This is a genomic window from Isoptericola sp. Y581, assembly GCF_059445475.1.
Genome location: NZ_JCAIUK010000002.1, coordinates 417974 through 435464, shown reverse-complemented (window position 1 = coordinate 435464; position 17491 = coordinate 417974). Strand labels below are relative to the sequence as shown.

Annotated in this window: 20 protein-coding genes and 1 pseudogene; 13 read left to right on the top strand and 8 right to left on the bottom strand. The window is 73.8% G+C overall.

What is annotated here, in order from left to right; translation table 11 throughout:
- Positions 1–2 precede the first annotated feature (2 nt).
- Positions 3–533 carry a DoxX family protein gene (locus tag AC1C2W_RS05090; RefSeq protein WP_495412545.1) on the top strand — a complete coding sequence of 177 codons (531 nt, stop codon included), beginning with the start codon at positions 3–5 and terminating at the stop codon, positions 531–533.
- Here AC1C2W_RS05090 and AC1C2W_RS05085 read toward each other — a convergent pair.
- The 3 genes from AC1C2W_RS05085 to AC1C2W_RS05075 are packed head-to-tail and all read right to left on the bottom strand — an operon-like array spanning position 467 to position 4465.
- Positions 467–1939, bottom strand: coding sequence for a carboxyl transferase domain-containing protein (locus AC1C2W_RS05085; RefSeq protein ID WP_495412544.1), 1473 nt, complete (start codon positions 1937–1939; stop codon positions 467–469). The genes AC1C2W_RS05090 and AC1C2W_RS05085 overlap by 67 nt on opposite strands.
- Entirely contained in the window at positions 1936–3141 is a 1206-nt protein-coding gene (locus AC1C2W_RS05080; protein WP_495390221.1) for a CaiB/BaiF CoA transferase family protein, read from the bottom strand. Before AC1C2W_RS05080 ends, AC1C2W_RS05085 begins: the two co-directional genes overlap by 4 nt.
- 4 nt (positions 3142–3145) lie before the next feature.
- On the bottom strand, positions 3146–4465 hold the full coding sequence (locus tag AC1C2W_RS05075; RefSeq protein WP_495412543.1) for an SLC13 family permease: 1320 nt from the start codon (positions 4463–4465) through the stop codon (positions 3146–3148).
- Positions 4466–4580: 115 nt separating this feature from the next.
- Here AC1C2W_RS05075 and AC1C2W_RS05070 point away from each other — a divergent pair, with 115 nt between their 5' ends.
- The 3 genes from AC1C2W_RS05070 to AC1C2W_RS05060 are packed head-to-tail and all read left to right on the top strand — an operon-like array spanning position 4581 to position 7001.
- On the top strand, positions 4581–5327 hold the full coding sequence (locus AC1C2W_RS05070; RefSeq protein WP_495412542.1) for a FadR/GntR family transcriptional regulator: 747 nt from the start codon (positions 4581–4583) through the stop codon (positions 5325–5327).
- A gap of 7 nt (positions 5328–5334) precedes the next feature.
- Positions 5335–6096, top strand: coding sequence for a sulfite exporter TauE/SafE family protein (locus AC1C2W_RS05065; protein WP_495390218.1), 762 nt, complete (start codon positions 5335–5337; stop codon positions 6094–6096).
- A 56-nt stretch (positions 6097–6152) separates the two neighbouring features.
- A complete protein-coding gene (locus AC1C2W_RS05060) occupies positions 6153–7001 on the top strand; it encodes a hypothetical protein (protein WP_495412541.1) in 849 nt (282 codons plus the stop codon).
- Positions 7002–7022: 21 nt separating this feature from the next.
- On the opposite strand, the gene AC1C2W_RS05055 is transcribed toward AC1C2W_RS05060, so the two are convergent.
- Positions 7023–7379 carry a YybH family protein gene (locus AC1C2W_RS05055; RefSeq protein WP_495412540.1) on the bottom strand — a complete coding sequence of 119 codons (357 nt, stop codon included), beginning with the start codon at positions 7377–7379 and terminating at the stop codon, positions 7023–7025.
- 80 nt (positions 7380–7459) lie between these two features.
- Here AC1C2W_RS05055 and AC1C2W_RS05050 point away from each other — a divergent pair, with 80 nt between their 5' ends.
- Genes AC1C2W_RS05050 through AC1C2W_RS05035 form a run of 4 tightly spaced genes read left to right on the top strand, consistent with a single transcriptional unit; the run spans position 7460 to position 8860 of the window.
- Positions 7460–7720, top strand: coding sequence for a PNPOx family protein (locus AC1C2W_RS05050; RefSeq protein ID WP_495390215.1), 261 nt, complete (start codon positions 7460–7462; stop codon positions 7718–7720).
- 56 nt (positions 7721–7776) lie between these two features.
- A complete protein-coding gene (locus AC1C2W_RS05045) occupies positions 7777–8184 on the top strand; it encodes an MmcQ/YjbR family DNA-binding protein (RefSeq protein WP_495390214.1) in 408 nt (135 codons plus the stop codon).
- 32 nt (positions 8185–8216) lie between these two features.
- Positions 8217–8465, top strand: a complete 249-nt coding sequence (locus AC1C2W_RS05040; RefSeq protein WP_495412539.1) for an AbrB/MazE/SpoVT family DNA-binding domain-containing protein — start codon at positions 8217–8219, stop codon at positions 8463–8465.
- Positions 8462–8860 (top strand): type II toxin-antitoxin system VapC family toxin, encoded by a 399-nt coding sequence (locus AC1C2W_RS05035; protein ID WP_495412538.1) that lies wholly within the window; start codon positions 8462–8464, stop codon positions 8858–8860. The genes AC1C2W_RS05040 and AC1C2W_RS05035 overlap by 4 nt, the downstream gene beginning before the upstream one ends.
- A 297-nt stretch (positions 8861–9157) precedes the next feature.
- Here the strand turns inward: AC1C2W_RS05035 and AC1C2W_RS05030 are convergent, their stop codons facing one another.
- Positions 9158–11470 (bottom strand): M28 family peptidase, encoded by a 2313-nt coding sequence (locus tag AC1C2W_RS05030; RefSeq protein ID WP_495412537.1) that lies wholly within the window; start codon positions 11468–11470, stop codon positions 9158–9160.
- A 155-nt stretch (positions 11471–11625) separates the two neighbouring features.
- Here AC1C2W_RS05030 and AC1C2W_RS05025 point away from each other — a divergent pair, with 155 nt between their 5' ends.
- The 4 genes and pseudogenes from AC1C2W_RS05025 to AC1C2W_RS05010 all read left to right on the top strand — a co-directional run bounded on the left by AC1C2W_RS05025 (position 11626) and on the right by AC1C2W_RS05010 (position 15802).
- Positions 11626–12669 (top strand): alcohol dehydrogenase catalytic domain-containing protein, encoded by a 1044-nt coding sequence (locus AC1C2W_RS05025; RefSeq protein WP_495412536.1) that lies wholly within the window; start codon positions 11626–11628, stop codon positions 12667–12669.
- 260 nt (positions 12670–12929) lie between these two features.
- Positions 12930–14126: a magnesium and cobalt transport protein CorA gene (locus tag AC1C2W_RS05020; protein ID WP_495390209.1), complete on the top strand. Its 1197-nt coding sequence runs from the start codon at positions 12930–12932 to the stop codon at positions 14124–14126.
- A 53-nt stretch (positions 14127–14179) separates the two neighbouring features.
- Positions 14180–15133: pseudogene (locus AC1C2W_RS05015) on the top strand (AI-2E family transporter); the annotation flags it as partial.
- Positions 15134–15220: 87 nt separating this feature from the next.
- Complete coding sequence (locus tag AC1C2W_RS05010) at positions 15221–15802, top strand: YbaK/EbsC family protein (protein ID WP_495390434.1); 582 nt, start codon at positions 15221–15223, stop codon at positions 15800–15802.
- A 93-nt stretch (positions 15803–15895) separates the two neighbouring features.
- On the opposite strand, the gene AC1C2W_RS05005 is transcribed toward AC1C2W_RS05010, so the two are convergent.
- Both AC1C2W_RS05005 and AC1C2W_RS05000 read right to left on the bottom strand, forming a co-directional pair.
- Positions 15896–16027 (bottom strand): hypothetical protein, encoded by a 132-nt coding sequence (locus AC1C2W_RS05005; RefSeq protein ID WP_495390208.1) that lies wholly within the window; start codon positions 16025–16027, stop codon positions 15896–15898.
- 99 nt (positions 16028–16126) lie between these two features.
- Positions 16127–16606: a pyridoxamine 5'-phosphate oxidase family protein gene (locus tag AC1C2W_RS05000; RefSeq protein WP_495412535.1), complete on the bottom strand. Its 480-nt coding sequence runs from the start codon at positions 16604–16606 to the stop codon at positions 16127–16129.
- A gap of 128 nt (positions 16607–16734) precedes the next feature.
- On the opposite strand from AC1C2W_RS05000, the gene AC1C2W_RS04995 reads away from it, so the two are divergent.
- Positions 16735–17100 (top strand): VOC family protein, encoded by a 366-nt coding sequence (locus tag AC1C2W_RS04995; protein WP_495390206.1) that lies wholly within the window; start codon positions 16735–16737, stop codon positions 17098–17100.
- Here the strand turns inward: AC1C2W_RS04995 and AC1C2W_RS04990 are convergent.
- On the bottom strand, positions 17084–17470 hold the full coding sequence (locus AC1C2W_RS04990; protein WP_495390205.1) for a hypothetical protein: 387 nt from the start codon (positions 17468–17470) through the stop codon (positions 17084–17086). The two genes, AC1C2W_RS04995 and AC1C2W_RS04990, sit on opposite strands and share 17 nt — an antisense overlap.
- Positions 17471–17491 lie beyond the last annotated feature (21 nt).

The following is a 17491-nucleotide window of genomic DNA, read 5'->3' as shown; positions in this document are numbered from 1 at the left end:
TCATGGAACCGCTGATCGCCCTCGTCCTCGTCACCGCCGCCCTCCTCGTCGCGGGACGCCGGTGGCCCGCCCTCGGCGGCTGGCCGACCGCACTGCGCGGCGGCGTCGGCGTCATGTTCGTCATGACCGGCATCGCGCACTTCGTCGGCATGCGCGCCGAGCTCGTCGCGATGGTGCCGGCCTGGCTTCCGGCCCCCGACCTGATCGTCACCGTGACGGGCGTCCTGGAGCTCGCCGCAGCGGTCGCGATGGCCTCCCCCCGGCTCTGGCCGTACGCCGCCGCGGGCCTGTCCCTGCTCCTCCTCGCGATGTTCCCCGCCAACGCGCACCTCGCCCTGACGGGCGCCGACCTGTCCTGGTGGGACCACCTGCTGCCGCGCACGCTCATGCAGCTCGTGTTCCTCGCCGCGACGACGGCCCTCGCCATCGGTGGGCTGCGGGGCCGCGTCTCGCGCGCGGCACCGGGTCAGGCTGCGCCCGTCGGTCTGCCCGCCGGTCTGCCCGTCGACTCGTCCATCAGCTCCCGCAGCTGACGCGCGCACTCGGCGGCGACGGCGACGGCGAGCTCGCGCGGGCCGTCGTCATCCCGCTCCGGCACGACGTGCTGCACGGCCCCTTCGGCGCGCAGGTCCGCCGCGCGCACGTGCTGCGCCTCGGCCATCTCGGCCGCGTGCGACACGTCGCCGTGCACGATGACGCTCGCGCCCTCGGGCGGCAGCGGCGCGAGCCAGGCGTGCTCCGTGGCGATCACGCGTCTGGCCGGCAGCAGGGCGAGCGCGCCACCGCCGCAGCCCTGGCCCAGGATCACCGAGAGCGTCGGCACGGTCAGCCCGGTCAGGAGCGCCATGCACCGCGCGATCTCCCCGGCGATCGCCCCCTCCTCGGCCTCCTGGGACAGCTCGGCACCCGGCGTGTCGACCACGGCCACGAGCGGGAGCCGCAGCTCCTCGGCGAGCAGCATCGCCCGGCGCGCCACCCGCAGGGCGGCCGGCCCCATGGGCGACGTCGCGCTCTGCCGGCTGCGGTCCTGCCCGAGCACGACGCACGGCCGGCCGTCGATCCTGGTCAGGGCCACGAGCATCGACTCGTCCCGTTCTCCCTCGTCGGTGCCGCTGAGCCGCACCGTCCCGGTCGCCCCGTAGCGCAGCAGGTCGCGCACGCCCGCACGGCCCTCCTCGCGGGTGCGGAGGATCGAGGCCCACGCAGAGCCGCCGGCCGCCACCTCGCCCTCGCGACGCGGGAGACGGGGCGGCACCGGCGGGTCGACGAGCACCGCGAGCGCCCGGTCCAGCAGGCCGGACAGGTTCTCCGGGGACACGACCCCGTCGATGACACCTTTCGCCGCGAGGTTCTCCGACCGCTGGACCCCCTCGGGCAGCGCCCGGCCCGTGAGCGCCTCGATGACCTTGGGCCCGAGGAAGCCGACCAGGGCGCCCGGCTCGGCCACGGTGAGGTGCGCCAGCGAGCCCCACGACGCGAACGCCCCGCCGGTGGTGGGGTGGCGTAGGTACACGAGGTACGGCAGCCCGGCCGCCCGGTGCGCCATCACGGCACGGCCGATCTCGATCATCTGCAGGAACGCCGGGGTGCCCTCCTGCATCCGCGTCCCGCCCGACGCCGTGGTGGCCAGCAGGGGCAGACCCAGCCGGGTCGCGCGCCGCACGGCCGCCGCGATGCGCCGGGCCGCGGCCACCCCGATCGAGCCGCCCAGGAAGCGGAACTCGTTCGCCACGACGACCACCGGCCGCCCGCGGACGAGGCCGCGCCCGGTGATCACCGCCTCGTCGGTCCCGGCATCGGCCGCGGCCGAGCGCAACGCCTCCCGGTACGCCTCCTCGTGGCCCGCCACGTCGATCGGCTCGTCCCACGACTCGAAGGAGCCCGCGTCGAGGACGAGGCCGAGGATCTCGTGCGCGCCCCGGCGCACCGGCCGGCTCACGTCTGCTCGCCCAGCCAGCGGCGGATCGCGTCGCCGTCCTCGTCGAGGGTGGGCGGGGCGGCGTGGTCGCGGCGGGTGCTCTCGGAGCCGTCGGCGCCGAAGAAGCGCAGCGGAGGCCCCGGGAGCGTGATCGTGCCCAGGGTCGGGTGCTCGACGTCGACCAGCAGCCCCTGGCTCGCCGTCTGGCCCCAGTCGTAGACCTCGTCGAGGGACCGGACCCGCCCGGCCGGGATCCCGGCGCCCTCGAGCCGGGCGAGCAGGGGCTCGGCGTCCAGGTCGGCGAACACCTTCTCCACCGCCTCGACGACGTCGTCGCGGTGGGCGACCCGCTCTCCGTTGCTGCCCCTCCCCGGCGCGTCGGGGTCGAGCCCGAACTCGGCGCAGAACCGCCGCCACAGGCTCTCGGAGCCGACGGCGATCTGCACCGCGGAGTCCCGGCACCGGAAGAGGCCGTACGGGGCGATGGACGGGTGGTGGTTGCCCTGCGCGCGGCCGACCTCCCCGGCCACGGTCCACCGCGTCCCCTGGAACGCGTGCACCCCGACGGCCGCGGCCAGCAGCGACGTGCGCACGACCTGTCCCGCCCCCGTGCGCTCCCGCTCGTGCAGGGCGGCCAGCACGCCGTAGGCGCCGTACATCCCCGCGAGCAGGTCGCCGATCGGCACGCCCACCCGTTGCGGGTCGTCGGGGCCGGAGCCGGTGAGCGACATCAGCCCGGCCTCGCCCTGGGCGATCTGGTCGTAGCCGGCGCGTCCGCCCTCGGGCCCGTCGTGGCCGAAGCCGGTGATCGACAGGACGACGAGCCGGGGGTTGCGGGCCTGCATCGACTCGAGGCCGAGCCCGAGGCGGTCGAGCACGCCGGGGCGGAAGTTCTCCACGAGCACGTCCGCCCGGTCGACGAGCTCGAGGAGGGTCCGGACGTCGACCTCGGCCTTGAGGTCGAGGGTGATCGACTCCTTGTTCCGGTTCGCGGACAGGAAGTACGTCGACTGCACGCCGTCGCCCTCGCCGACGAAGGGCGGGCCCCAGCCGCGGGTGTCGTCGCCGTGTCCCGGCGCCTCCACCTTGATGACCCGGGCGCCGAGGTCGCCGAGCATCATCGTGGCGTGCGGACCGGCGAGGGCACGCGAGAGGTCGACGACGAGGACGTCGTCCAGGGGGCCGGTGGTCCCGGAGGTCGGGTCAGAGGTCGATGCGGTCACCGGATCACCACCCCGGCAGGACGAGGGCGGCCCACACGAGCAACGGGCCGACGAGCGTCACGATCACCGCGTACGTGAGCACCTGCTTGTAGAAGGTCTGCTCGCCGATGGTGTCCGGCCGGTTCGCCACCATCAGGGCGCCGTTCGTGGAGAACGGGCTGACGTCGACGATGGTCGAGGAGACGGCGAGCGCAGCGGCGAGGAACGCGGGGCTGAGGTTCCCCGTGGCGACCAGCGGCAGGGCGATCGGGATGAGGACGGGCAGCAGCGCGGTCGAGGACGCGAAGGCCGAGACGACGCCGCCGACGTAGCAGAGGACAAGGGCGCCGATCGCCACGACCCCCAACCCGGCGGCCCAGGTGCCGACGTACTCCGGCGAGCCGGCCTCGGTGAGGATCGTGGCGTACGTCGTGACGCCGGCGACGAGCAGCACGGTCGGCCAGGCGATCTGCCGCACGGCGTCCTTGTGCTCCCTGGGCGACAGGATCGCCAGCAGCACGGCGGCGGTGATCGCGGTGAACCCGATGTTCTGGTCGAAGGCGAGCGCCACGACCGCCACGGCCGCGAACGCGACGAGCGTGATCGCCTGGTCCCGGCGGACGCCCACGCCGCGGGTCATCGTCGGGATGGTCGCGCCGAGGCCGCGTCCGGAGACGGCCGCTCCACCGGTGTGCAGCGACTCCGTCACCTCGCCCGTGTCCAGAGGGTCGACGCGCTGGCTCATGAGGCGCCGGCCGCCGAGCGCGAGGAAGAGGACGACAGCCAGTGCCAGGTTGACGAGAAGGCTGGAGACGAAGACGGTCACCTCGGTGTTGCCGTAGCCGGCGTCGCGCATCACGGAGTTGGTGATCGTGCCGTAGATGCTGATCGGGGAGAAGCCGCCTGCCTGCGCGCCGTGCACCACGAACATGCCCATCATCAGCGCATTGATCTTGTAGCGGCCGGCGAAGCCGAGGGCGATCGGCCCGATGATCGCGCAGGCCGCCGGGCTGGCGGCGCCGATCGCCGTGAGCACCGCGGTGACCGCGAACATCACCCACGGGATCAGGGCCACTCGACCGCCGACCGCCTGGACGGACTTGCGGACGATGAGGTCGACCGTGCCGTTGTTCTTCGCGATCGCGAAGAGGTAGGTGACGCCGATGAGCGTCAGGACGAGATCACCGCTGATCCCGCCGAGGATCTCCTTCTCGTCCATGCCGAGCGCGTACATGCCGACGAACCACGCGGCCACGTACGCCAGCGCGCCCATGTTGATCGGCAGCAGCGTGCCCACGACGAACAACGCCACCAGGGCGACGATCGCCACCAGTTCTGGTCCCATCTCAGCCTCAACCCCTTCGCCACCGGCCGCCGGTCGCCTATGACCGACATCACACCCGTGGACCAGTGGCCTAGCCAATAGGCCAGCTCGGTCTCCTGTCAAGTAGGCTCGGAGCGTGCCACCGTCGTCGCCGCCGTTCCCTCCGCGCCCGCCCCGCACCCGCCTCTACGAACAGGTCGCGGAGCAGATCACGACATGGATCCGCACCAACGGCCTCGCCGCCGGCGACAAGCTGCCGCCCGAGCGCGAGCTCGCGGCCCAGCTCGGCGTCTCCCGCGCGACCCTCGCCCAGGCGCTCGTCGCCCTCGAGGTCGTGGGCGCCGTCGCCGTCCGGCACGGCGACGGCACGGTCGTCACGGGCGTCACCACCGACCGCGTCGTCGACGCCGTACGCGCCCACGCCGACCGGCTCCCCGAGGTGATCGACACCCGCGACGCCCTGGAGACGAAGATCGCGGCGCTCGCCGCACAGCGACACACCGAGGAGGACCTGCGGCGCATCGACACGGCCCTGGACGCGATGGCCCACGCCATCGAGGACGGTGACCGGGGCGTCGACGGCGACGAGGAGTTCCACGCCGCGGTGACGGCGGCCGCGCACTCCCCACTCCTCTCGCGACTCATGGGCGAGATCGGCGAGCTCATCCGCGAGACCCGGATCGAGTCCCTCTCGCAGCCCGGGCGTCCTCGCAACTCCCTCGCCGGGCACCGCGTCATCGCCGACGCGATCCGGACCGGCGACCCCGCCGGCGCGGCCCAGGCCATGCACGCGCACGTCGAGCTGGTCTCCGACGTCGCGATGCTCGCCGACCAGCCCACCGACGAGCTCACCGACGAGCTCACCGACGAGCCCGAGCGGTGAGCGGCACGTGAGCGGCCTGGAGCACCTCGCCGTGCTGGCCGCCGGGCTGGGGGCCGGGGTGCTGACCTCGACCGTCGGGGTCGCCTCGCTCCTGAGCTTCCCCGTGCTGCTGGCCGTCGGCCTCCCGCCGGTCGTCGCGAACGCGTCGAACACCGTGGGCCTCCTGCCGGCGGGCGTCTCCGGCTCGTTCGGCTACCGCGCCGAGCTCCGCGCCCATCCGCGCATCGCGGCCACCGTCATCGTCACCTGCGCCGTCGGCGCAGTAGGCGGCGCCGTCCTGCTCCTCGCGCTCCCACCGGCCGTCTTCGAGGGCGTCGTGCCGTGGCTGATCCTGTTCACCTGCCTCCTGGTGGGCGCGCAGCCCACGATCTCCCGGTGGCTCGCCCGTCGCCGCAAGGGCGCGGAGGGTCCCCGGCATCGGATGTCCGCGGTCACGTCCGTGTTCTCCACGCTGACCGGCGTCTACGGCGGCTACTTCGGCGCGGGGTCCGGCGTGATGATGGTCGCTGTCCTCGGCCTCGGCACCGACCTCGAGCTGCGGTTCGTCAACGCCCTGAAGACGCTCGCGGTCATGTCGTCAAACCTCGTCGCCACGGTGATCTTCCTCGTCGTGGCCGACCTCCAATGGACGGCGATACTGCTGCTCGCCTCCGGCTCGGTCGTCGGCGGGTACGTCGGCGCGCGGGTGGGGCGGCGGCTGCCGCCCACGCTCTTCCGCGTGCTCGTCGTGATCGCCGGCGTCGTCACCGCCGCGGTCATGCTGCTCTGACCGTCGGCCTGCTGGTCTCCGACTGGCACCCGCGTCGTGCCAGCTAGGCTCCCGCCATGACCTCTGCGCAGCTCCTGTCGCTCGGCCCTGCCCCGCGCCCCACCGACGGCGCGGACCTCGTCACCCGGCTCCGGGACCTCGCCCAGCGGACCGCCGGGCCCGGCGTCGTCGGCCTCGACCGGGCGCGGGTGGAGGCGGACCTCGACGGCGCGGACGTCGCGTCGCTGGAGCTGGACCTCACGGGCGTGGCCTTCGGCGCGGGCCACCAGAGCGCCGGCGCCTCGTGGACCCCGCCGGCCGTGACCGCTCGCGAGCCCGGCACGGTGCGCCGCGTGCGCGTCGACGCGCACCCCCTCACCGCCGTCGACCTGCCCGCGGACGTGACCGCCGAGGCCGAGGGACTGCGGTTCGCCTGGGTGGAGGGCTCTGACGGGCAGGTCGGCGTCGAGCTGGTGGAGCCCGACGACGCGCACCCGGTCGCCGGCCACGCCCGCGTCGCCGTCTCCCGCGCGGGCCTGGTCGCGACCGTGCACGGCATGCTCGCGGTGTCGCTGCAGTCGCAGGGCATCACGCTGAGCGACCTCGACGTGCAGATCGACTCGCACGGCCCGCGGGCCGCGGGCCTGCGGATCGAGGCGAAGATCCGCAAGGGCTTCCTGTCCGCCGGAGTGTCCGCCACGGCCTCCGCGTCGGTCGACGCCGCGATGGTGCTCACCGTCGGGGACGTGCGGATCTCCAGCGGCAACCCCCTGGTCGCCGCCATGCTCGGCGCCGTCCGCGGGCGCGTCGAGGCCGCCGCCCACCAGCGCATCGACCTCGCTGCCGCCCTGCCGCCCGGCGTGCGGCTCGTGGACGTGCGGCTCGACGTCGGCGAGGAGCTCGTGATCAGCGCGCGCCTGGGCTGACTGTGAGGATCGCGGGGACCGTCAGGCGATGGCGGGCTGGTCCAGCACCCACAGCCAGGTCCCGTCGGCCTGACGACGGGCGACCTCGGCCGTCACGGCGCCCGTGTCCAGCCGGGTGGAGGTCAGCGCCAGGTCGCCCTGGACCAGCGCGGGCGCCGGCACGCCGGGGCTGAGCTGCGGCCGGTCGGCGAGGATGGGCGCGAGTACCGCCCGGATCGCCTCCCGGCCTACCTGCTGCTCCCCGGGCGGGAAGGCGAAGACGGCGTCGGGCTCGTACAGGGCGACGAGGCCGTCGAGGTCGCCCGCGTTCACCCGCTCGACGAACATCCGCCCGAGGTCGTTCGGTTCGAGGGCCGGACCGTGCTCACTGTTCACCATGCCGCGATCGTGCCACCAGCCCAGACGTCCGTCTACGGTTGACTGACCTGAACCAGGGTTCAGGTCGCACGCTGGCCTGTATGGACATCTTTACGGACGCCGAGCTCGAGTACCTGTGGGGTCAGCACCTGGGACGCCTCGCGACGCGGCGCCCCGACGGGGGCCTGCAGAACGCCCCGGTCGGGTTCTTCCTCGACCCGGACGCGGGCACGATCGACATCGGTGGGCACGCGCCCAGGGCCGGCTTCAGCCGGGAGATCATCCGCATCCACCCGGGCCGCATCATCTCCTTCGGGCTGGAGGGCGACGTCTGGCAGCCGAACGCCCGGGACGTGCGGTAGCGGCGGTCGGCTCCCGGGCGCGCCGTCGTGTCGGTGGGGCGTGACAGATTCGCACCATGCCCGACCGACCCGACGTCCCACCCGAGCACGTCGAGCGGCTCCGCGGCCTGCTCGGCTTCCCGGAGTGCGCCGAGGAGGATGCCTGGACAGGCGTCCGGTGGCGGGTCCGCGGCGCCACCGTGGCACACGTCTTCGGCGGCGAGGACCAGCGCATCCGCGTCACGTTCCGGGCGGAGCCCGAGGAGGTGCGGGCCTTCGAGCACCTCGGCCCGCCGTACTTCCGCGCCGGCTGGGGCAGCAACGTCGTCGGTGTCCTGCTAGACGACGGCACCGACTGGGAAGAGCTCGCCGAGCTGCTCACCGACTCCTACTGCATCCAGGCGCCGAGGCGGCTGGCCGACGCGGTCGCCCGGCCCGCTTCACCTGCTGCCCCTCGGCACAGACCGCCAGCACCTTACCCTTGAGTAAGGAATCCTCAGGCCGGTAAGGTGGACCCATGGCAACAGCGACCGTGACGTCCAAGGGCCAGATCACCATTCCCGCCTCCGTGCGGAACTCGCTCGGCCTGAGTGCCGGCGATCGGGTGGACTTCGTCGAGCTGCCCGACGGCAACTATGAGCTGGTTCCCGCCACGCGGCCCGTCGCCTCGCTCAAAGGCTTTTTCGGCGCGCCGCCCGAGCATGCCGTGAGCATCGAGGAGATGGACAGCGCGATCACCGAGTCCGCCGGGGAGGGCAACCGGTGATCGGTATCGACACCAACGTGCTCGTCCGGTACGTCGTCCGGGATGACGCCGAACAGACTGCGCTCGCCGACGACCTGATCGACGGTTTCACCACCGACGAACCCGGGCTCGTCCCGCTCATCGTGCTGGTCGAGTGCTGGTGGGTCCTCGGGCGCGCCTACGACGTTCCCGTCGACCGGCGTCGGGATTTCGTGGAGGCGCTCCTGGCCTCGCAGGAGTTGCGGGTCGAGCGATCGGACACCGTCCGCGCTGCCGTCCGCCGAACGGTCGATGGCGCCGACTTCGCCGATGCCCTGATTGCCCGAGCCGCGGCCGAAGCGGGTTGCAGTGCCGTCATGACGTTCGACCGCCGAGCAGCGCGGAGCGCGGGGATGCAGCTGCTGCTCACCACGTAGCGGGTCGGCAGGCGCCTCGAGCATCAGGTCGCGCGCCTGATCGTGTCCGACCGACGTCTGATCTGCCATGCCGGTGGTCGGTGGCTCACCTTCTACTTCGGCGCCATGTCAGCGATCGATCCCCAGTCCGATCACTGGACACTCGTCGCCCGGTTCCAGGACGCCGAACCGTTGATGCTCCTGGCGGTGCGTCCCCGCCGCCTCGGCGATCACGATGAACATGACCCACGGAAGGATGCGGTCCAGAACCGTCCGGGGCTGCAGTCATTCGCCGGCTCATTCCGGCCTCTTCGTCCCTCAGAGCGTGACCGACGCGCCGACCAGCACCAGCTCGGACGTGTGCGAGCCCGCCGCGGCGACGCCCTCCGGGCGCTCGACGAAGCCGGGCAGTCCTTCCAGGCCGCCGCCGGCCTCGGTGAGCCGCAGCGCCAGGTCCTGGCCCGCCGGGACGGTCACCACGACCTCGACGCCCAGCTCCGTCGGCGCGTAGAACCGCGCGTCGAGGACGCCGTCCGACACGGGCACCTCGCGGCCCGCGAGGGAGGCCGACACCACGCCCTCGGCGTCGAGCTCGACGTACCGCAGCGCGTCGCTGGTGCCGACCTGCCCGCCGGGCCGCACGGTGAACGACATGGTTCGCTCCTCGCCCACGGTCTCGTCGCCGGTCAGGTCGACGACGGCGGGGTTCAGGTCCGCAGCCTCGGCGTCGCCCGCCCAGACCTCGTCGGCAAGGATCGGGAAGTCCGTCGACCGCTCGTCCACGAACTTCCCCGTCCACCCGCTGGGCGTGCCCTCGTCGGAGAGCCAGTGCGCCTCGCCGCTGTCGGCATCGAGGTAATAGGCGAGCGCCGTCGGCTCGGGGTGCTCGGCGTCGAACCGGTCGACGACGAAGCCTGCGACCAGGGCCACGACGGTGAGCGCCCCGCAGGTGCCGACGAGCCACCCGCCGGCCCGCCGGCGCGGCAGCAGCACCGCGAGCACGGGCACCAGAGCCAGGCCGAGCAGCGCGGCGACGGCCGCGGGCGCGGCTCCCGTCGCCAGACCCAGCGCGGGGAAGAACAGCAGCACGATCGGCACGAGGACCAGAACCCCGGCCGCGGCGCCGAGCGTCACGGCCACGCGCCGGCCCACGGCTCCGCGGGCCGCGGTGGTCGCGACGATCCCCGCCACCGCGCCCCCGAGCGCCGGCAGCGCCGCCAGGTAGGAGCCGCCGGGCGCCGCCGCCGCGAGCACCACGCCACCCACGGCGAGCCAGCCGAGCGCTCCGACGGCGAGGGCCGCCGCGCCCAGCCGGCGTCGCAGCCCCACGAACCAGCCCGTCAGGACCAGGGCGACGACGCCGAGCAGCGCGACCCGGAAGCCCCAGGGCCGCCACGGGTCGAGCATCTCGTCGTAGCCGGGGCGCACCGTGACCATCAGCCACCACAGCGCCATCGAGCCGAGCACGGCCCCCACCAGGGGGATCAGCGCCGAGACAAAACCGAGCGCGAGCCGGCCGGCCGACGTCCGATCGCCGAGCACCTTCCGGCGGCGCGCCAGGACGACCGCGAGCGCGCCGACGGCGAGCACCGCCGCGATCGCGAGCGGCCACACCAGCCAGCCCGGGTACCGGACGAGCACGCTGCCGGGCAGGGGAAAGTACGTCGCGTCGTTCGCCGACGGCTCGGCGAGCGCCCCCGCGTCCGCGTCCGCGTCCGCGTCGCCGAGCGTCCGGACGAGGGCGAGGGCGTTCGAACCGTGGTGCTGCAGGCTGGCGTGCGACATGCGGTCCGGCGTGTCCTGGGGCGCGTGGTATATCGCGGAGCCGTCGAGGTAGGCGGAGTTGAGGCCGGTGAACCGGCCGTCCGGATCGTCGAGGAACGGCGAGAAGTCGGTGTCGTTCGGCAGGATCCGGTACACCTCGACGGCGAGCGAGCTGCCCACCGGGTACGGCACCTGCGCGTACGCGTCCACGAGCGCGGCGTTGCCGTCGGACGTCTCGAACATGATCGCCGGGCCGGACGAACCACGGGCCTCGAAGTTCAGCACCACCCCGCCGTCCGCCGCGCGCGGGTCGGCGTGCGCGAACGCCTCGGCGCCGCACAGGCACGCCTCCTCCGCGTCGGTGAACACGAGCACGACGTCGCCCCGCAGCGCCGGCCCCTCGGCCAGCGCGCGCGCCGTCTCGAGGAGGGTCGCGACGCCGGCGCCATCGTCGTTGGCGCCGTGCGACACCTCGGCCGAGTCGTAGTGGGCGACGAGGAACACCGGGCCGGTGGACGCCGTGCCGGGGATCGTCGCGACGACGTTGCGCACCGCGGCCACCCGCGACTGGTCGCCCAGCCGCCCGGACATCCCCACGCTGTCGGTCACCTCCGGGGCGAGCCCGAGGTCCTCGAGGTCGCCCACGATCAGGTCACGGACCTCCGCCGCGGCGGCCGTGCCGTGCGGGTGCACGTCGGTGCTGATCGCCTCGACCGTCGCGAAGGCGCGCTCGGCGCTGAACTCGTCGGCGGGCGCGTCCGCCGCCCGCGGGGACGGGGGCAGCACCGACCACACGGCGAGCGCGGCGAGGACGAGGAGGAACAGCGTGCACGCGAGCGTCGTCGCCCGCGACCGGGTCTGGGTCACGCGCGCACGCTAGCCGCGCCAGGTCGCCGTGGCCCAATCGTGACTTGGGTCAGGCCCACGGTCGCTCGACGTTCAGCCGGCGGGAGTGCGGGCCGGTCCGCTCCGTCCGCACGACCGCCCACCCTGCGGTCGGCGCGAGGTGGTTGGATCGTCGCGTGCGCGCGATGACGTTCGACCAGTTCCGCGGCCCGGTCTCGGTCCGCGACGTGCCCGAGCCGTCCGCGCCGCCGGGTGGCGTCGTCGTGCGCGTGCACGCGAGCGGGCTGTGCCTCAGCGACTGGCACGCATGGGCGGGGCACGACACGGACATCACCACGCTCCCCCACATCCCCGGCCACGAGCTCGCGGGCGTCGTCGCCGCCGTGGGCGACGGCGTCGGGCGCTGGCGCGTCGGGGACCGCGTCACCTCGCCGTTCGTGTGCGGCTGCGGCCACTGCGAGTGGTGCCGCTCGGGGCAGTCCCAGGTCTGCCCGGACCAGACGCAGCCCGGGTTCACGCACGCGGGCTCGTTCGCCGAGCTGGTCGTGCTGCACGCCGCCGACGCCAACCTCGTGGCCCTGCCCGACGACGTCGACGACGCCACGGCCGCGAGCCTCGGCTGCCGGTTCGCGACGGCGTACCGCGCGGTCGCGGGGCGCGCCCGGGTACGCCCAGGCGAGTGGGTCACCGTGGTCGGGGCGGGCGGCGTCGGGCTCAGCGCCGTCATGGTCGCGAGCGCCCTCGGCGCCCGGGTCGTGGCCGTCGACCGGCACGAGGGCGCGCTCGATGCCGCCCGTCGCGTCGGCGCCGAGCACACCGTCCTCGCCGCGGAAGACGTCGACGTGCCCGCCGCCGTGCAGGAGCTGACCGGCGGGTCGCACGTCAGCATCGACGCCGTCGGCAGCGAGAACACCTGCGCGGACGCGATCGGGACCCTGCGGCGCCGGGGCCGGCACGTGCAGGTGGGCCTCCTGCCGCCGGTCGAGGGGCACCCCCGCGTGCCGATGTTCCGGGTGATCGGCTGGGAGCTCGACGTGCTGGGCAGCCACGGCATGGCCACCGCCGACTACCCGGAGCTGCTCGCGCTCGTCGAGGCGGGGCGGCTCCGCCCCCAGGACCTGGTCGAGCGGGTCGTCGGGCTCGAGGAGGGCGCGGGGCTCCTGCCGGGGTTGGCCACATCACCCCGCGCGGGGATGCTCGTCGTCGACCCGCGACGCTAGACTGTCCCTCGGCCTGAGAAGCAGCGGCAGCCCGCCGCAGGAGTCGTGGGAGGTGCGCGCACATGACCCGTAGCGAGCCTCCTAGTAGTCCGAGCCGCGACTGACGGCTCCCGCCCGCACCGTCGGGCGGTCACGGCACGCGCGAGCACCGCTCCCCCGCGCCGTCCATCTCTCCAGCGCCTCCCTCGTCATCGGGGTCGCCGCAGCCGCAGTCGCGGGACCGACGCACGCAGCCGTCCGTCTCTGCCCTCGGAGTCCCCATGTCCATCACGCCTGCCCGCACCTCCAGCTCCCGCACGCTGCGCAACAGCCCTCTCCTCGGCGCGTTGCGCCCCCGCCGGCTCGGCCCGGCGGCGGGCGCCGGCGCCCGTCTCGGCCGCACCGACGCCGAGGGCCGCGATCCCGATCCCGCAGGCCGGCGTGACGTGCCCGGCCGGTCCGTCGTCGAGGCCGCCCTGTACGACGCGGACGGCCGCCGCGTCGCCGGCTTCACCCGGCTCGCCGACACGTTCCGCGAGCTCCGCTCCCACCCGGGCGGGATGGCCTGGATCGGGCTGGACCGCCCCGACGAGAACGAGCTCGCGTCGCTCGCGCGCGAGTTCGACCTGCACCCCCTCGCCGTCGAAGACGCGATCGTGGCGCACCAGCGCCCCAAGATCGAGCGCTACGGCGAGACGCTGTTCGTCGTCCTGCACGCCGCCCGGTACGTGGATCAGGCCGAGGAGGTCGAGTTCTCCGAGCTGCACGTGTTCGTCGGGCCCGACTTCGTCGTCACCGTGCGCCACGGCGCGTGCCCGGACCTCGCCGCGGTGCGCACCCATCTGGAGGCGCACCCGGCCATGCTCGCCCGCGGGCCGGAGTCGGTGCTGTACGCGATCGTGGACCGCGTCGTCGATGACTACGCGCCCGTCGTCGCCGGCCTGGACGGCGACATCGACGAGATCGAGTCCGAGGTGTTCGGCGGCGACGCGGCGGTGTCCCGGCGCATCTACGAGCTCTCGCGCGAGGTCGTGGAGTTCCAGCGGGCGGTGCGGCCCCTTCAACGGGTCTGCGGGTCGCTCGCCAAGGGCGCGGAGAAGTACGGCGTCACCGAGGAGATGCAGGCGTACCTGCGCGACGTCGCCGACCACCTCACCGAGGCGGCCGACCGCGTCGAGTCGTTCCGCGCCGCGCTGCGCGACATCCTCACCGTCAACGCCACGCTCGTGGCCCAGCGGCAGAACGAGGAGATGACGCACCTCACCGAGGTGAGCATCCGCCAGGGCGAGGAGGTCAAGAAGATCTCCGGGTGGGCGGCGATCCTCTTCGCGCCGACCCTGGTCGGGACGATCTACGGCATGAACTTCGACGTCATGCCCGAGACCCACTGGTCCTGGGGGTACCCGGCCGCGCTCGTGGGCATGCTCGCGGTGAGCGTGGCGCTCTTCGCGGTATTTCGCTGGAAGCGATGGATCTGAACCGCGCCGCAGCCGAGCGCGCCGTCGCCCGTCCCGGTCGCTAGGGTCACGGGGTGAACTCCACTCCGGCGCCCGCGCCCGGCACCCCGACGACGGCTCCGGCGGGCCTGACGCCCGCGACCCGCACCCTGCTGACCCTGGGCGCCGCCGTGCTCCTCCTCCTCGGCGTGCACTGGGCCGCGGAGATCCTGGCGCCGCTGTTCGTCGCCGCGGTGATCGTGATCATCTGCCACCCGGTGCGCCTTCCCCTCGAGCGCCGCGGGTGGCCGCGGTGGGCGGCGACCACGGCGGTGATCGTCGTGGCATACCTCATCATCGCGGCCCTGCTCGCGATGCTCGTGTTCGCCGGGTTCCAGTTCGCCGACCTCGTCACCGACTACCTCGGCAAGCTCGAGCAGTCCCTCGACAGCGTCGCGGCCCAGCTGTCCGATCTGGGCCTGGACGCCCAGATCGCCGACACCGCGACGTCGTTCCTGGAGCCGTCGCGGCTCCTGGCGGTCGCCGGCAGCGTGAGCGGCATGGCGCTGTCGGTCGCGACCGCCTTCTTCTTCGTGCTCGCCTATGCGATCTTCATGGCGGCCGACGGCGCGCGGTACTCCACCGCGTCGCGCCTGTTCGGAGCCACGCACGGCGGGCAGATCGACCGCGCCGCCCGGTTCAGCTCCGGGGTGCGGCGCTACTTCGTGGTCAACGCCTCGTTCGGTGCGGTCGTCGCCGTCATCGACGGCTTCGCCCTGGCAATGCTCAGCGTGCCCGCGCCCGTCGTGTGGGCCATCCTCGCGTTCGTCACCAACTTCGTCCCGAACATCGGCTTCGTGCTCGGCCTCATCCCGCCCGTGATCATGGCGTTCGTCGTGGGCGGGTGGCCCCTCGCCCTCGCGGTGGCCGCGGTCTACAGCGTGGTGAACGTGGTGCTTCAGGTGCTCGTGCAGCCGAAGTTCGTCTCGGACGCCGTCAGCCTCAGCATCACCCTCAGCTTCATGTCGGTGGTCTTCTGGACCTTCGTCATCGGCCCGCTCGGCGCGATCCTCGCGATCCCGCTCACCCTGCTGGTGCGGGCGCTCGTCCTCGAGGGCGACCCCCGCACCGTATGGCTGCGCTGGCTCTCGGGCGACAACGTCACCCCGGACGACGAGGCGCGCGGGAGCGCCGTCGCCAGCGCCGCCACGGCGCCCGCGCCCGCCGCCGGTCCGGCGCCGTCCCACCCCGCCGTCGACCGGGTCCGCGCGGCGCTCGACGCCCGCGGGGCCGACGGCGAGATCCGTTGGCTCGACGACACCGCCACCACCGCCGCCCGTGCGGCCGACGCCCTCGGCGTGCCGGTCGGGGCGATCGCGAACTCGCTGGTCTTCACGCTGGACGACGAACCCGTGCTGGTGCTGACCAGTGGCGTCCACCGCGTGGACACCGACTTTCTCGGCGCGCGCCTCGGCGGCCGGCTCGGGCGGGCGAGCAAGGAGACCGTGCGCGACGCCACCGGTCAGGTGATCGGCGGCGTCGCGCCGGTCGGGCACCCGGCCCCGGTGCGCACCTACGTCGACGAGGCCCTGCGCGAGCACGACGTCGTGTGGGCGGCCGCCGGGCACGCGAAGACGGTCTTCCCGACGACGTTCGACGAGCTGGTGCACCTCACCGACGGCACGCCGACGCCGGTCGCGGAGCACGCGGACCGGTAACGAGGTCCGTGTCGTCGGTGACCGCGTCGAGCTGCGGCGCGACGCCCGGGTACTGCGCCTCCGAGAAGCGCGAGGTCTGCGCGACGCCGCACGTCACGTCGACGAGGTCGGCGGGCACCGGCGGGTACCGGCGGGCGAGGCGAGCGTGACGAGCCCGGCCGCGGCGACGGCGACGGCGGCCAGCGCCACGCGCCGCGCCGACCGGTCCTTACCTCCGGCACTCATACCGCCGCCGAACCCATCACCATCCACGAGGCCCGCACGCACCTCGTGGAGGACCTCGTCGAAGAGGCCAGCGCCGAGCAGCTCGGCGTCGGGCTCCGGCTACCAGCCGCGCAGCCGCTCGGGCACGATTCGCAGGAGCATGCGGTAGTCCTCGTGGAACCGCTCGGGCGTGCTCCCGAGCCGGCGGATCGCCGCCAGGTACTTCGCGTCGAACACCGCAACCTGCTCCGCGCCGAGTCCGCCCTCGTCGACCTGGGCTCGTCCCAGGAGCACGACCACGTCGTCCCCGCTGGAGTCCGTGTTGAAGTGGAGCGCGGCCTGAGGCCGGGCGCTGAGGTTGCGCAGCTTCGCCGTGCCCGGGCGCGAGACCACCGTGATCTCGCCGATCCCGGGCCCCTCGGCCGGACCGTCGGCGTTGTCGTGGGGGTCGGCGGGGAGCCAGAGGAACCACACCGGCGTGGGCTGGGGCATGCCCGCCGGGTCGACCGTCGTGAGCCAGACGACCTCCTCCGTGCGGAGACGTTCCGCGGCACGCTGCCCGTGGCGGGTCGTGAGGTCGATGGTGCTCGATGCGGTCATAGGAGCAGGCTCCCAGACGCGGCGCCGATGGGTCCTCCACGCTGCGGCCGACGCGCCGAGCGGACGACCGGGGACGGCTCTAGCCTGAGGCAGGCGGGGGTTCCGGCGATCAGCGAGGGAGCACGACGATGGCTCACGGCGACATCACGCACATCGACATCCCCGTGACGGACATGGACCGCGCCAAGGGGTTCTACTCCGGCCTGTTCGGCTGGCAGATCGAGGCGCCGCCCGGGTTCGAGGACTACCCCATGTGGCGCGCGCCCAACGAGATCAGCGGCGGCGGGCTCGCGCCCCGCAGCGAGGGCTTCGCCCAGCCGCGCAGCTACGTCGAGGTCGACTCGATCGACGACACGCTCGCGAAGTCGACCGAGCTGGGCGGCGTCGTGATCATGGCGAAGTCCGAGATCAGCCCGACGAGCTGGTGGGCCGTGTTCGAGGACCTCGACGGCAACCGGATCGGTCTCTACGAGGGCGTCACCGACGCCAGCTGATGCGACCGTCCGGGTCGCCGTCCCGGCGCGGGCGCAGCGCCGCCGGTGCCGGCCACGGCAGCTCGAACCGCTCGACGGGGACGTCGATGGCGCCGAAGTCGTCGGTCTGCACGACCACGCGGTCCGGGGTCACCTCGACCAGCCGCACCCGCAGAGGGTCGTCGTCGGCGCGCTCGAACATCCACACGTCGGCCATCCAGGACAGCCCCACCTCCTCGAGGGCCTCCTCCGCGCTCGTCCAGTCGACCGGCCCGCTCAGCTCGCGCCCGATCAGGGACACCGCCACCCACGCGTCGCCGTCGGGGCGGAGCCAGCCCAGGGGCTCGCGGTCGTCCGGGCGGCGGTGGGCGATCCAGTCGGCGGGGAGCATGGTGGCACCGTAGGCGAGCGC